Origin of the sequence: Paraglaciecola sp. (genome assembly GCF_039943935.1) — a bacterium.
GTDB lineage: Bacteria > Pseudomonadota > Gammaproteobacteria > Enterobacterales > Alteromonadaceae > Paraglaciecola.
On the sequence record NZ_JBDUZQ010000020.1, the window covers coordinates 295,598 to 309,515 of the forward strand.

Consider the following 13,918-nt stretch of genomic DNA (forward strand, 5'->3'; position numbering starts at 1 on the left):
ATGGGGCATATTTCTTCAAGTAGTCGAGCGTTTTTTGTTACTGGCACGGATACGGAAGTAGGTAAAACCTTTGTAACTGTTGGTTTGCTCCATGCTTTAAAACAAAAAGAATATAAAACTGCTGGCTATAAACCTATCGCTGCAGGCTGCAGGTTGACTAATGAGGGGCTTCGTAATGAAGATGCTTTAGCTTTACAACTTCACTCTAGCTTGGATTTAAGTTACGACGAAGTGAACCCTCTAACATTTGAAGCGCCAATAGCACCTCACTTAGCTGCCAAGCATTTTAACTTAAATGAAGAAGAGTCTTTTATTTCTATTGATCTTGTAAGAGAGGGGTTCGTACATTTAATGGGCAAAAAGCCAGATGTACTGATTACTGAAGGAGCTGGCGGTTGGCGATTACCTTTGGGTGAGAATTTTAGTGGGAAGCCAAAATTTTTATCTGAATTTGTTAAAGAGCGTAATCTCGCTGTGATCCTTGTGGTTGGATTGCGGTTAGGGTGTTTGAACCATGCAGTGTTAACAGCTGAGTCTATAAAAAATGATGGGCTTAAAATAGCGGGTTGGGTAGCAAATCATATTGAATCTGATATGCCATTTTTAGAAGAAAATATTGAAAGTCTAAAAACTCTTATAGATGCGCCCTTGTTAGGTAGTATTCCAAGACTAGGCGCTCCTCAAGAATGTGCTAACTATTTAGATATTAGTTTACTGAGCCTCTAGGCACTGATTATTTTTGCCTGAACGTAAGCTAACCTCCATTAGCATAAATACCCATCCAAAGGTTGCTTAGGCTTGATGGTTATTTGTGACTTACCTTTGAATATTACACCGTCTAATTCACCTACTAATACTAAACTAGTGTCTTGTAACAATAAGGCACCTCCTTCACGAATACCAATGACTGGTATGTTAGGGTTTAGTTCACAAAACTCTTGAATACGTTGAGCCCTTGATTCGCCATTGTATCCTGGAGGTTGGTAGTCTGTGTAGTGAGGGTTTATTTGAAACGGCACTAAATTTAGAGCATTAAAGCTAATGGGCTGCACTATAGGCATATCATTAGTTGTTCGGATGCTGGCTCCACAGATATTTGAACCAGCGCTCCAGCCAACAAAAGGTATTCCTAGCTTAATTTGATTTTGAATTTCTGTTGTTAGCTTGTGTCTATATAGCTGATGTAACAAGTTAAAAGTATTGCCTCCACCAACAAAAATAACGTTTGCATTTTGCACTGCTTTTATAGGGTCAGTAAATTCATGAATACCTTTAATATTAAGATGAGGTAGCGCCATTTGAACTTTTTGGGTGTATTCGTCCCAACCTATCGTAACACCTGCGTAAGGAATGAATAACACGTCTGTAATATCTCTAATATGTTCGGTGATAAAAGGTCTGGCGTGTTCGAGATATTCTTCACTTCCCTTTCGAGAGCTACTTAACATTAAAACTTTCATTTAAATTTTTCTTATTAGCAGTGGACGCATAATTATAGATAGTTAAAATACTTTGCCTATAAATAATTTCAACATTCAAACGGGTGGTCGGGGGGATATGTCAAAGAGCAAAGCATCAGTACTTTTTGTGTGTTTAGGGAATATTTGTCGTTCTCCAAGTGCCGAAGCAGTGTTTACAAAAATGGCCCAAGATCAAAATCTAGATCTAGTGATAGATTCTGCAGGTACTGCTGGGTACCACACAGGAGCAGAACCTGACAAACGCTCTCAAGCCATTGGCCTAGAAAGAGGATATAGTTTTAAAGGGGTAAAATGCCGAAAAGTTGAACCCCAGGATTTTGAGACGTTTGATTATATATTGGGAATGGATAACAAAAATATTTCTCACTTGTTGGAAATATGCCCTAAAGAGCATCAAGATAAAGTACGTCTTTTTCTTAGTTTTGCTGATCTACAAGAAAAGGAAGTGCCTGATCCTTATTATGGTGGCAAAAAAGGCTTTGAATATGTCTTAGATTTAATTGAAGAGGGAGCCATTGGGTTAATAGGTCAATTACAGGCTAGTTAGATTGATTATTACAATACTAATGAGTAATTGATTGATCTTTGAACTCAGAGCCTTTATGTTGCGTCCTGCAAATTTTATCAAGCATTTAACCAAGATTATTATTTTAACTTTATTAGATATTTATGAGGAACAATCGTGAGTCAATGGCAACCAGATAGCTGGCGTTCAAAGCCTATTTTACAACAACCTACTTACCAAGATAAGGTACATCTAAAAGATGTTGAAGGTAAGCTAAGTAGTTATCCTCCATTGGTATTTGCGGCTGAGACTAGAGATCTGTTTAAGCAACTGGGAAATGTAGCTGAAGGAAAAGGCTTTCTATTGCAAGGTGGTGATTGTGCTGAATCTTTTGATGAGTTTAATGCTCCAAAAATTCGTGATACCTTCAAAGTTATTTTACAAATGGCTATTGTACTTACTTATGCAGGCCGATGTCCGGTTACTAAAGTTGCGCGTATGGCGGGGCAATATGCGAAACCTCGTTCTGGTGATTTTGAAACTATAAACGGCGTGGCTTTGCCAAGCTATCGCGGTGATATTATTAATAGCTTTGAATTCACTAAAGATGCTCGTGAGCCAGACCCAAGTCGTATGATAGAAGCTTATCACCGTGGGGCATCTACGCTTAATTTACTACGTGCATTTGCTCAAGGTGGCTTGGCTGATTTACACGAAGTTAACCGATGGAATATGGCGTTTGTTGAAAACAATCCATTAAAGAGTCGCTACCAAGATTTGGCAAAGCGCATCCAAGAGTCGCTAGAGTTTATGGATGTTATGGGGATTAATTCAAGTAATACCCCAACTCTACACGAAACGAGTTTATTTACGTCTCATGAGGCCTTGTTACTAAATTATGAACAAGCGCTTACTAGAATTGATACGTTAACAGGTAACTGGTACAACTGCTCCGCTCATATGTTATGGATTGGGGAGCGTACACGTCAGTTAGATCATGCGCACTTAGAGTTCTTTAAAGGTATTCATAATCCAATTGGCGTAAAAGTTGGCCCAAGTATGCAAGAGGATGAATTAATTCAATTAATTGATGCCTTGAACCCAAATAACGAAGCGGGGCGATTAACCCTCATTACTAGAATGGGCGCAGATAATCTTGAAGCAAATCTTCCTAAATTGTTACGGAGGGTTAAAGAAGAAGGGCGTAAAGTTGTGTGGAGCTCTGATCCGATGCATGGCAACACGTTTAAAGCGTCTAGTGGTTATAAAACTAGAAATTTTGATGCGATTCTTAAAGAAATTAAACAATTCTTTGCGGCCCATAAAGCTGAAGGAACACACGCAGGTGGTATTCACTTAGAAATGACTGGCCAGCATGTGACTGAATGTACTGGTGGCGCATATCAAATTGGTGATGATGACCTAGCTGAGGCATACAAGACGCAATGTGATCCGCGCTTAAACGCTGATCAGGTGTTAGAAATGGCATTTTTAGTTGCAGACCATTTAAGATCTAATTAAAAACTCACAGCCGTGGGGGAGTAACTGATTGCACTCACACGGCACTAATGTTATAAATAATAATGATTTCTATTTGTGATACTTAGTATGAGTCAATTAACTCTTTGGGACATTAAAAAGAAACAAGTAGCTAAGGTTGATGGCTTAGATCCAACTCTTATGCCATCAGTTAAAAGGCGTTTAAGTGAAATGGGGTTTTCGTCAGGCCAAGATATTCAGTGCTTAAGACGTAGCCCATTTAAAGGTCCATTAGTTTTACAATTGGGCGATTGCGTTTATTCGTTAGAGCAAGATATAGCTAACCGTATCAATATTAGCGCTAGTTAATTTTTTTTATTAGGTTTTATTTCTATTTAGTTCACCCCTTAGGCTACCTCTTTATCACACTTTCTATTGTGAAGGCGTTCAATGAAAAATATCATCTTGGTTGGAAAACCCAACTCAGGTAAAAGTCTCCTATTTAATCAGTTAACAGGGTTACGACAAAAAGTTGCAAACTTCCCTGGCGTAACTGTTGAATTGAAAAGTGGAGCGTTTGACCAGTATAAATTGGTCGATTTCCCCGGTACTTATTCTTTAAAAAGCTTATCGAGAGACGAAGAGCTTGCAATTGAAAAACTTCATGAGGCTATGCTTAGTGATGAAACGTCGATTGTTGTTTGTAATTTGGATGCGACTCGGTTAGAAAGTAGTTTAGTCTTTGGGTTACAAGTGCGAGATTTAGCTCTTCAACATAACAAAGGTATTATATTTGCCTTGAATATGATTGATGAAGTGCAACGGTTTGGGCATGAAATTGATACTGAAAAATTAGCGGCTGATCTAGGATGTGCCATATTTGCTTTATCTGCAAAAACACTCATTGGATTACACGAGTTTAAGCTAGCCCTAATTGATGCTGCAAAACATCCACAGGAATTTTTACCTTTACTCCATAGCGATGATGAATCTTCTGTAGTAGAAATTAGCCGCACTTTATCAAAACGTTATGGTGTAAAAGCTGATGTAGTCTTAAAAAAGCAAAATCGAATTGATGGATTTTTACTAAATAACCTGTTGGGTGGAGTAATATTTTTAACCATCATGTTTTTGCTATTTCAAAGTATATTTACGTGGGCAAGTCCATTAATGGACTTCGTAGAATTGGTTCTGGCTGAAAGTGCCGTTAAAGTCAGTATTTTTCTGCCAGATGGTGTGGTGAATGATTTTGTGACTGATGCTTTATTTGGTGGAGTGGGGTCATTCTTAGTCTTTGTTCCACAAATAATGGTGCTCACTTTTGTTATAGGGCTTTTGGAGGATTCGGGGTATTTAGCCAGAGCTGCACTAATATGTCATAAACCTTTAAGTTACTTTGGGTTGTCGGGTAGGAGTTTCATTCCTTATTTATCTGGACATGCCTGTGCTATACCGGCCATTATGGCTGCTAGAACAATAGAGTCACCTCGTAAAAGGTTGATCACTATGATGACTATTCCACTAATGTCTTGTTCTGCTCGTTTGCCCGTGTATGCCTTGCTAATTGCTGTGTTAATCCCCGATACACATTATTTGGGTGGAGTGGTTAATTTACAGGGGATTACATTTTTTATACTGTATTTTATTGGGATCCTAACCGCACTACTAGTCAGTACTTTACTGACTAAGTTAACTGATGTTGATAAAGATAAAGCTGAAATGCCGTTTGTTTTAGAGTTACCCACTTACCGCTTACCTCATTGGAAGCCTTTGGGTCACAGAATCTTAACTAGTGCAAAACAGTTTGTCAGACGTGCTGGCCCTGTAATTTTTATGGTATCTGTTGTTATTTGGTTTTTGGGTTATTTTCCAGAAAACGGGGTATTGCAGTCTTCGTATTTAGCTATGTTAGGTCATTGGATAGAACCTATATTTGAGCCTCTTGGTCTTGATTGGCGCTATGGTGTTGCTATTCTCGTTTCTTTTTTAGCTCGAGAAGTATTTGTAGGAGCTCTAGGCACATTATTTGGAATTGAAGGAGCGGATGAAAACATCTCAGGTCTCGCTGCTAATATTCAAGCTGATGGACTAACACTGGGGGCAGGTATTGGCTTAATGTTGTTTTATGTCTTAGCCTTGCAGTGTGTTGCGACGGTTGCCACCTTAAAAGCTGAAACAGGAAGTAGAAAGATTGCCTGGGGATTATTTGTTGCCTATGGTGTGTTGGCATATTGCCTAGCTTGGTTAGCTGCAAGTTTACTATAAATATAAAGCTTATCGATGTGGCTTAAGGTCACATCGCAATTTTAGATAGTTTTAATGAGTTCTAAAGATATTAAAGTAATAGGTGTTCATCTATCTTGAAAAATGTTTGGCAAGCATTTACCAGTGAATTCGCAGTTAGCTCTGGGACACCGTACACCTCAGTTTGGCAATCATATTTTTCATTTACTTTTTTTAGTAATAAATCAAAGTCGCCATCCCCTGATAATAAGACGATAGTGTCTACATTTTCTGCTGCCTCTAATACATCTATTGCAATTCCTACGTCCCAATCACCTTTAGCAGAGCCATCGCTACGCTGTATGTAGGGTTTTAGTTTTACATCAAAACCGATATGTTTAAGAGCACTTTGAAATTTTTGCTGTTGTTGATCGCCTTTGTCTATGGCGTAAGCGTTAGCGACAATTATATTCCCTTGATGGTTTAAGTGTTGCCAAAAGCGTCGGTAGTTAAATTGTTTTCCGTAAGCTTGGCGGGTGGTGTAGTAAATATTTTGTACATCTACAAAAATAGCAATACGTTGCAAATTTAGGCCTCTACATTTTAAGGTTTAGACAATAATAACAGCTTGTAGGCGAAAGAATTTATGAATAGTTGACTAAAAGGTCTAATAAATAGTTGCGTAGTAAATCAAAACAGGTTAAGTTAATTGCTGGTTTGTTGACCTCTCTCAATACAAACCTCCGATGTTATGTCTTTCTTTGATCCAGTCAGCCAACATTAAAAACGTGATATTTAGATTGAAAACTAAATCATCACAATAACAAGCTGAATTATTGTTCGACGAAATATTCAATATTAGCCACTCAGTTAATTTTTGTACTAGTGCGCAGTAAAATGTAAATTTTAGTTATCGTCAAAACTGTAATGAGCTTATTTTTAAATATGCACTTTGCATTTTATAGTGAGTTTTATTATGTCATATACATATAACGGAACGCAGATCCGTGTGGAGTGCCCAGTGCACAACATATCTGTGAATAAACAAAAAGTGGTGTTTGCCGACGTATCAGGGCAACAAACAAATACCTTTTCGAATACCTCGGAAGCTAGGTTGTTCGTAGACTGGTTACTTCAAATCCACTAACCATAAACAAACTAGGCCACCTAACACATAGTTAAGTGGCTTTTTTATTATGTATTCCTTCCCAATAACATTTACTTTTTCTAACAATAAGCTTGTACCCTAAATATCTTTAATGCATTTGTTTCAAGCGCAATATTTTTAGGAACTACTGGTTAAAGACTCTTCAACTTCATATTGAAGCTCTTAGCTATCAACTTAATGGCTGCCTTAACAATGTAGGTGCTCATGCTATTTAGATCGCTTTTAATCATAAACTTTTCTACTAGTCCTTTAGGCTCTGCATACTAGATTTCAAATGTCAGTTTTGAAGGTTCAGGAAGGGCAATCTATTATAGACTTGGTTTGATTCAAGCTTGGTGTTGTTAATGTAGGTAATCTATAGCACTTGAAGTAAAAGGTCTAAATAGAGCATAGAATATGACTTCTAAAAGCCTTATTTGGGCAATGTCGTTTATCTTTAGGTATTGATACGAAATTGATGACTTAAGTTAGGCGAGAGGAATGACGGTTAAATGTGTTTGATATTTTATTGAAAAAGCATCCGTTTGTATGGATGCTTTTCGGGTATTAAATGTAAAAGGTGCTGCAGTAGTTAGTGTTTTACTATTACATCCCTTGACTGGCCAGGTAACTTTCGTAATCGCCTTTAAAGTCTACTATACCGTCAGGTTGAATATCTATAATACGAGTTGCTAGAGAGGATACAAACTCTCTATCATGGCTTACAAATACCAAGGTACCTTTATAGTTCTCTAGTGCTAAGTTAAGTGACTCAATAGATTCCATATCTAAGTGGTTAGTAGGCTCATCCATTACTAAGATGTTGGGTTTTTGTAGCATTAATTTACCAAATAACATGCGTCCTTGTTCACCACCAGATATGACCTTAACTGATTTATTGATGTCATTCTGTGAAAATAGCAATCGGCCTAATGTGCCCCTCATTACTTGTTCATCATCACCTTCCTGGGCCCATTGATACATCCAGTCCATAAGGGTCTTTTCTTCTTCAAAATCTTCTGCATGATCTTGAGCATAATATCCAATATTGGCATTATCTGACCACTTAACTGTTCCTGCGGACAGCTCAGTATCACCCACTAAACATTTTAATAAAGTGGTTTTACCTACCCCGTTTGGTCCTATAACCGCAACGCGTTCACCCACTTCGATCATTAGTTCTAACCCTTTGTATAACTCTTCGTCATATCGTTTAGATAGACCTTCAACCTCTAATGCTAGGCGGTGTAATTTTTTAGTTTCTTCAAAACGAATAAAGGGGTTTTGTCGGCTAGAAGGTTTGACTTCGTCTAGTTGAATTTTATCTATTTGTCTGGCCCTGGAAGTAGCTTGTTTCGATTTTGAAGCATTTGCAGAAAAGCGACTTACAAAAGCTTTTAGCTCAGATATCTGTGCTTTTTTCTTGGCATTATCGGACAATAAACGTTCGCGTGCTTGGGTCGACGCCATCATGTATTCATCGTAATTTCCTGAGAATAAGCGTATTTCGCCGTAATCGATATCGGCCATATGTGTGCAAACAGAATTTAAGAAATGTCTATCATGGGAAATGATAATCATGGTGCAGTTACGTTCGTTTAAAACGGTCTCTAACCAACGAATGGTATTAATATCCAGGTTATTGGTAGGCTCATCTAAGAGCATGATATCCGGATCTGAAAATAGCACTTGAGCTAATAAAACCCTTAGTTTCCAACCCGGTGCAATTTCACTCATCGGGCCAAAGTGTTGTTCAACAGGAATACCAACACCAATTAATAACTCTCCAGCTCTCGATTCTGCTGTGTAGCCGTCCATTTCTGCAAACTCAGACTCTAAATCTGCAACCCGAATGCCGTCTTCTTCAGTCATTTCAGGATTCGCATAGATGGCATCTCGTTCAGATTTTACTGCCCATAATTCGTTATGCCCCATTACAACCGTATCGATAACACTATATTCTTCATAGGCAAATTGGTCTTGCTTCAGCTTACCGATTCGCTCTCCTGGGTCAATGGATACGTTTCCAGCAGTGGCTTCTAAATCTCCACCAATTATTTTCATAAAGGTTGACTTACCACAACCATTTGCGCCAATTAGGCCGTATTTATTTCCATTTCCAAATTTGGCAGATACGTTTTCAAATAAAGGCTTTGCGCCAAATTGTATTGTGATATTAGCAGTGGTAAGCACGGGCAATTCTCTATAAATAATGTTTATGGGTAAGGCACTGTCTATAATCTAAGCAGGCAGTGAAATTCGGCGCAAATTATGCCATAAATTTAATTGGCTAGCGATTAAACTAAAGGGGGCTTTTATTATTTTTTATTATTTCTTTTTTGAGTTTTTGTAAGTGATTACGCATCAATTTATGGGTGAGCTTGGAATTTAAAACAGAATTTTTATGTTTATCGGTATCTTGATATTGCATACGCAAATAAAGCTGGGTGATTTGAGTAAAAGCGTTACTAACGGGGGCTGGGTACTGTTGCTTTACTGCTTCACTAAAGCTTAATGGTGCTTGCCATGCAGGACGGTTTGTTCCTGAGCTTTCAAAAATTTTCAATGCTTTAAAATAAATCCTTTGTGTGGTGCTCATTCTATTTCTTAAGCAATGAGGTAAAAAAAACAAACAAAGTAATAGGGCGATAAGCGTAACAGTGCTTAATCCTAAAATAGATAACCTGTCTGGTGTTATTTTTCCTAGAATACTTTTGAATAAATCTTTTTGTTTATCCTCGTTAAAGCCCAAAACAAAGCGACTCCAGTCGTAATCTAAGTCTGTTAGAAATAATCTAACATTGTTAAGCCAAACTACATTTGACATTCTAGCCAACGAAAATGGCGATCCAGCCAAAAAACTCCCTTCTTGTTTCATTGCTTGTTGTAAACCAAATTCAATTCGATCTGGTGCTACTAAAGCTGTTGGGTCGAATCGCTGCCAGCCATGTTGTTCGGTCCATGCTTCAACCCAAGCATGAGCATCGTATTGATATACACTCAAATAGGGTGCTTGGTTGCTTTCTTTAATTAGCTCTCCTCCCTGATAACCTGTTACGACTCGTGCGGGAACATTTCCTAAACGTAACATATATGCAAGTGCGCTAGCATAGTGGCTACAGAACCCAGCCTGATTATCAAACAAAAACAAATCTATAGAATCGCTCAACATTAACTTAGGGCGCAAGGTATAAACGAAAGGTTGTTGTGTAAAGTAGGCTAATACAGCTTGGATGAATTCATCATCAGATGTGTTTAATTTTCGTTGTTCGGCCACCCAGCGTTGTGTTTTCCTATTACCTTCCTCTGGAACGTTTACATTGAGACGTTGATCTACTTGGGTAAACTTTTGATGTGCCATTGCTTGTGGATAAGAGCGCACAGAATATTCATATTTACTCAGTAATGTTTGGTTGCTAATCAACTGATAGTCTGAGCTTTGCCAAATATCATTAGTACTTTTAACATTATTGGGAATGGCTAAGTCTAATGCGTATAACCAGTTTTGGTGAGTAGGCTCTGCTATTACTTGATAGTCTGTACTAGGCCCAACAATAACTGGGGAAAACACTTTGTTTTGTAACTTTAACTGCTGTTGAACCTTCTTACGAAAAGGGGCAATACTCCACGTTTTACCATCAAAGTCTTCCAATACAATGGCGCGCCAGTACCTATCTTTAGAATTAGGTACGGCTCCTTGAAAGGTTGCTCTAAACGCTAGGTCACTCGATTGAGATAACTCAGCAATGTCACCAGGTGTAATATTATCCGTCAGACCTGTTTGAAAACTCTTAGATGCAGGAACTTGCCATAGTGGAGGCAGGTGGGGTAGCGCTAAAAACATTAAAATACAGATTGGGAGTGCTTGAAAACTCAGCTTCAGGGCTGTTTTACATTGTTTTTGTATTGATAGGCTTGGCGCTTGAAAACACGCTAGGCTAACTAGTAGGGTTATACTCATTAGGGTATAGAAAATATAAAACCCAATAGATTGATTAAAGATAAAACCACACCCTATTACAAAAAACAAACTACTAACTAATTGATAAACGTCTCTTTGGTTTCTTGCTTGCATAAGCTTTAACGCACAGGCCAATACAAGTAAGTTAACCATTATCAACAATAATCCTTCATTCAAGCTAGAATAGACCAACCCTAATATACTAAGTAAAGCTAGTAAGTTTAAGGTTCGAATGGTGGGAAGGTGTTTATAATATTGAAAGTAGATTGTGCTCCTGATAACGCCACTACAACCAATAATTAATATTACCCAAGTAAAAACAGATTCATACAAGCTCAAGCTAACCAAGGTTAGTGTAATCGCCAATATAAGTAAGGTGATACTTTTCACTGAGTGTTTAGCTGAGAGTTTTTCAATCGGACTTCGGGGGGTAAGCATAAATTAATGCTCACCATAAGTAGCTAAAGCAGTTAAACATTTTAAACGGTGAGCAGCCCCTGAACTAGGAGGAATTATAGTCTCCCCAAGGTCTAAGCCAAATGTTTGATTGTTTCTACTTAATTCGGTGACTTGATAACATAGTTTGCTTAGTTTTATTTCTAGTTTGTCAGAAATAGGTAAAAGCAATGGAGCAGTTGTATGTATTAAACTAAGCCACCCGATATGGTTTGCTTCAGATGTGAACTGTTTACTTACCATGCCTCTACCTTTGGCTAGTTGTTTCCACGCTACATGGTTTAAGGGCTCACCTAATTGATAATTTTTGAGATGGGAGAAATCGTCCTGGCCTAATGACTGATAAACGGTTTGTCCTGGTTCATTCGATTCCTTGTGACTTTTAGAAAACAATACTATGTCACATGGTAAAAGTTTAGGAAATACAGTGATGTCATTAGCGAAGGATAAATGAGTCCAACAACGATATAGCCCCAATGGATAAAAGCTTTCTATGGTGACTCTAGGCAAAGTTATCTTGCCTCTTTGGTTGCAGAGTTGATTTAATGTAACGGGGTTAGAAAAATTATTGCCATCTATTTGAGTGCCGTCCTTATCAGGATTTTTAGTCTTATCATTTTTTATTGTATTAATGTTAAATTTAAATCGAATTAATCCACTTGGTGGCAGAACCTTGGGGTCTGCATTTAGCCACATCGGTAGGTGTAAATTATCACCTAAAAAAACTTCAGGGGTTTTACCTATATGCAGATGAATCTTTGCAAAGTTGGCATAACTTGTCAGTAGGGTGACCAAAAAGATTGAGATTAAAAAATAACAAAGTAACAACATAAGGTTATTTTGGTAATTGGTACCGAGTAGAAATAGTAAACTGCACAGCCCTAAAAATAGAAAGCCAAATTTAGAAGGGAAAATAAATATATTTTTATGATTAAGTTGGAATTGATTAGCCGTTGGAATACGTTTGTCTAACCATTTATCAAATTGACGTTGAATTATTGACATAGTTACATGCAATTAAAAAGCGATTGGGTCTATGGCTTCCAAGAGTATTTTACTCAAGCTACCTTGAGTACTAAAATCACTTGAAGCACTACGTAGCCTATGCTCGGCAACCGAGGGTAAAACAGCTTGAACATCTTCTGGTATTAAATAGTCTCTGTAATGTAAATAGGCCCAAGCTTTGGCCGCCCTTAAAAGTGCTTTCGTTGCTCTTGGAGATAAAGGGTTTGCAAATTGATTACTCTCACGGCTAAAGGTGACTAAAGCTAAAATGTAATTCAAAATATCATCAGATGCATGCACCTTAGTTGCTGTTGTCTGGGCTTGCAAAAAATCATTAAGTGTTATTATTGGGGGGGTAATTGACTTGTTTTCACTAACCATAGCAGTCAGCATACTTTTTTCAGCTTCTTTGTCTGGGTACCCCAATTGAATGCGCATTAAGAAACGATCCAATTGAGACTCTGGTAGTGGATACGTTCCTGATTGGTGTTGGGGGTTTTGTGTTCCAATAACAAAGAAAGGCTTAGGCAGTGTATGCGTTTTACCATCTAAACTAACTTGCCCCTCTTCCATAGCCTCTAGCAATGCACTTTGCGTTTTGGGACTGGCACGGTTAATTTCATCAGCTAAAACTAATTGACTAAAAACAGGTCCAGGATGAAACTGAAATTCTTGTTCCTTATTGTCAAAAATATTAATACCCAGCATATCTGCAGGTAATAAATCCGAGGTAAATTGAATACGAGAATATTGTAAGCCCAATACATGGGCTAGCGTATGAGAAAGAGTGGTTTTACCCATACCTGGAAGGTCTTCAATTAACAAATGTCCATCTGCAATTAAGCAAGTCAGCGCAAGTTTTACTTGTATTTGTTTTCCAATAAGAACTTGGCAAATAGTGTTGGTAACATTTGATAGTTGGTTTTGTTTCATTGAGGACATAAATGGTTAACTTAGGAAAATTATTCTAGCTTAAGTAAATGTGTTTTCAGATTATTTTACTGATACTTGGGTATGATTTTAAATTAATCGGTGAATTGATCGCATCAATCCGTATAATTGAGTTCTATGTTGTTTTAATAAAAAGAATTTAATGAAAAGTATTCAGATAGATGATGATTTATATCATTTCATCGCTTCTCAAACCCAAGATATAGGTGAAAGCGCTTCAGATATTTTAAGGCGTCTTGTTATGCCGAGTGATAGCAAACCTTCATCAACAAAGATTTCAAGAGTAGAGAAAGAGGCTCCACTAGATATTCCAAGTGAAGAGCTTTCTCATGGACAATGTCAAGCAGTAGCGGTGTTTGATGAATTACAAGGTCAACAACTTGAAGCAATTCCCAAGATGGTAGAACGTTGGTTATTAGTTTTATCAATTATTCACAAACATCATCAAGGGCTGTTTAGTAAAGTACTAGGAATGAGTGGGCGAAATAGAACCTATTTTGCTACAAGCAAAGAAACATTATTGGAAACGGGTAGTAGTACAAACCCTAAAAATGTTCCTGGTTCAGAATATTGGGTCATCACCAATAACAATACCGTTAAGAAGATCAATATGCTAAAGGAAGTGGCACACACAATGGGATTTGATGGATCACAAATCGAGCGTTTAATCGCAGTTTTTGCACCTGAACACATATAATAAATTATAAGGA

At 37.7% G+C, this 13,918-nt stretch carries 13 protein-coding genes; 7 read left to right on the forward strand and 6 right to left on the reverse strand.

Annotation, left to right across the window (positions count from 1 at the left end; translation table 11 throughout):
* Complete coding sequence (gene bioD, locus ABJD71_RS11840) at positions 1-726, forward strand: dethiobiotin synthase (protein WP_348169257.1); 726 nt, start codon at positions 1-3, stop codon at positions 724-726.
* Positions 727-764: 38 nt separating this feature from the next.
* Here the strand turns inward: bioD and pepE are convergent, their stop codons facing one another.
* Entirely contained in the window at positions 765-1,460 is a 696-nt protein-coding gene (gene pepE, locus ABJD71_RS11845) for a dipeptidase PepE (protein ID WP_348169260.1), read from the reverse strand.
* A gap of 97 nt (positions 1,461-1,557) precedes the next feature.
* On the opposite strand from pepE, the gene ABJD71_RS11850 reads away from it, so the two are divergent.
* The 4 genes from ABJD71_RS11850 to ABJD71_RS11865 all read left to right on the forward strand — a co-directional run bounded on the left by ABJD71_RS11850 (position 1,558) and on the right by ABJD71_RS11865 (position 5,730).
* Complete coding sequence (locus ABJD71_RS11850; RefSeq protein WP_348169263.1) at positions 1,558-2,028, forward strand: low molecular weight protein-tyrosine-phosphatase; 471 nt, start codon at positions 1,558-1,560, stop codon at positions 2,026-2,028.
* A gap of 135 nt (positions 2,029-2,163) precedes the next feature.
* A complete protein-coding gene (locus tag ABJD71_RS11855) occupies positions 2,164-3,507 on the forward strand; it encodes a 3-deoxy-7-phosphoheptulonate synthase class II (protein WP_348169266.1) in 1,344 nt (447 codons plus the stop codon).
* Between the two features lie 87 nt (positions 3,508-3,594).
* Positions 3,595-3,834 carry a FeoA family protein gene (locus tag ABJD71_RS11860; protein WP_348169269.1) on the forward strand — a complete coding sequence of 80 codons (240 nt, stop codon included), beginning with the start codon at positions 3,595-3,597 and terminating at the stop codon, positions 3,832-3,834.
* 81 nt (positions 3,835-3,915) lie between these two features.
* Complete coding sequence (locus ABJD71_RS11865; RefSeq protein WP_348169272.1) at positions 3,916-5,730, forward strand: ferrous iron transporter B; 1,815 nt, start codon at positions 3,916-3,918, stop codon at positions 5,728-5,730.
* Between the two features lie 70 nt (positions 5,731-5,800).
* On the opposite strand, the gene ABJD71_RS11870 is transcribed toward ABJD71_RS11865, so the two are convergent.
* A complete protein-coding gene (locus ABJD71_RS11870; RefSeq protein ID WP_348169275.1) occupies positions 5,801-6,274 on the reverse strand; it encodes an NYN domain-containing protein in 474 nt (157 codons plus the stop codon).
* Positions 6,275-6,709: 435 nt separating this feature from the next.
* Between ABJD71_RS11870 and ABJD71_RS11875 the strand changes: the two genes are divergently transcribed.
* Entirely contained in the window at positions 6,710-6,835 is a 126-nt protein-coding gene (locus tag ABJD71_RS11875) for a hypothetical protein (RefSeq protein WP_275404729.1), read from the forward strand.
* A gap of 606 nt (positions 6,836-7,441) precedes the next feature.
* On the opposite strand, the gene ABJD71_RS11880 is transcribed toward ABJD71_RS11875, so the two are convergent.
* The 4 genes from ABJD71_RS11880 to ABJD71_RS11895 all read right to left on the reverse strand — a co-directional run bounded on the left by ABJD71_RS11880 (position 7,442) and on the right by ABJD71_RS11895 (position 13,190).
* On the reverse strand, positions 7,442-9,028 hold the full coding sequence (locus ABJD71_RS11880; protein WP_348169278.1) for an ABC-F family ATPase: 1,587 nt from the start codon (positions 9,026-9,028) through the stop codon (positions 7,442-7,444).
* A 109-nt stretch (positions 9,029-9,137) separates the two neighbouring features.
* Positions 9,138-11,234: a DUF3488 and transglutaminase-like domain-containing protein gene (locus ABJD71_RS11885; protein ID WP_348169281.1), complete on the reverse strand. Its 2,097-nt coding sequence runs from the start codon at positions 11,232-11,234 to the stop codon at positions 9,138-9,140.
* Positions 11,235-11,237: 3 nt separating this feature from the next.
* Complete coding sequence (locus ABJD71_RS11890) at positions 11,238-12,257, reverse strand: DUF58 domain-containing protein (protein WP_348169284.1); 1,020 nt, start codon at positions 12,255-12,257, stop codon at positions 11,238-11,240.
* Positions 12,258-12,269: 12 nt separating this feature from the next.
* A complete protein-coding gene (locus ABJD71_RS11895; RefSeq protein WP_348169388.1) occupies positions 12,270-13,190 on the reverse strand; it encodes a MoxR family ATPase in 921 nt (306 codons plus the stop codon).
* Between the two features lie 160 nt (positions 13,191-13,350).
* Here ABJD71_RS11895 and ABJD71_RS11900 point away from each other — a divergent pair, with 160 nt between their 5' ends.
* Positions 13,351-13,905: a Negative modulator of initiation of replication gene (locus ABJD71_RS11900; RefSeq protein WP_348169287.1), complete on the forward strand. Its 555-nt coding sequence runs from the start codon at positions 13,351-13,353 to the stop codon at positions 13,903-13,905.
* Positions 13,906-13,918: the final 13 nt, after the last annotated feature.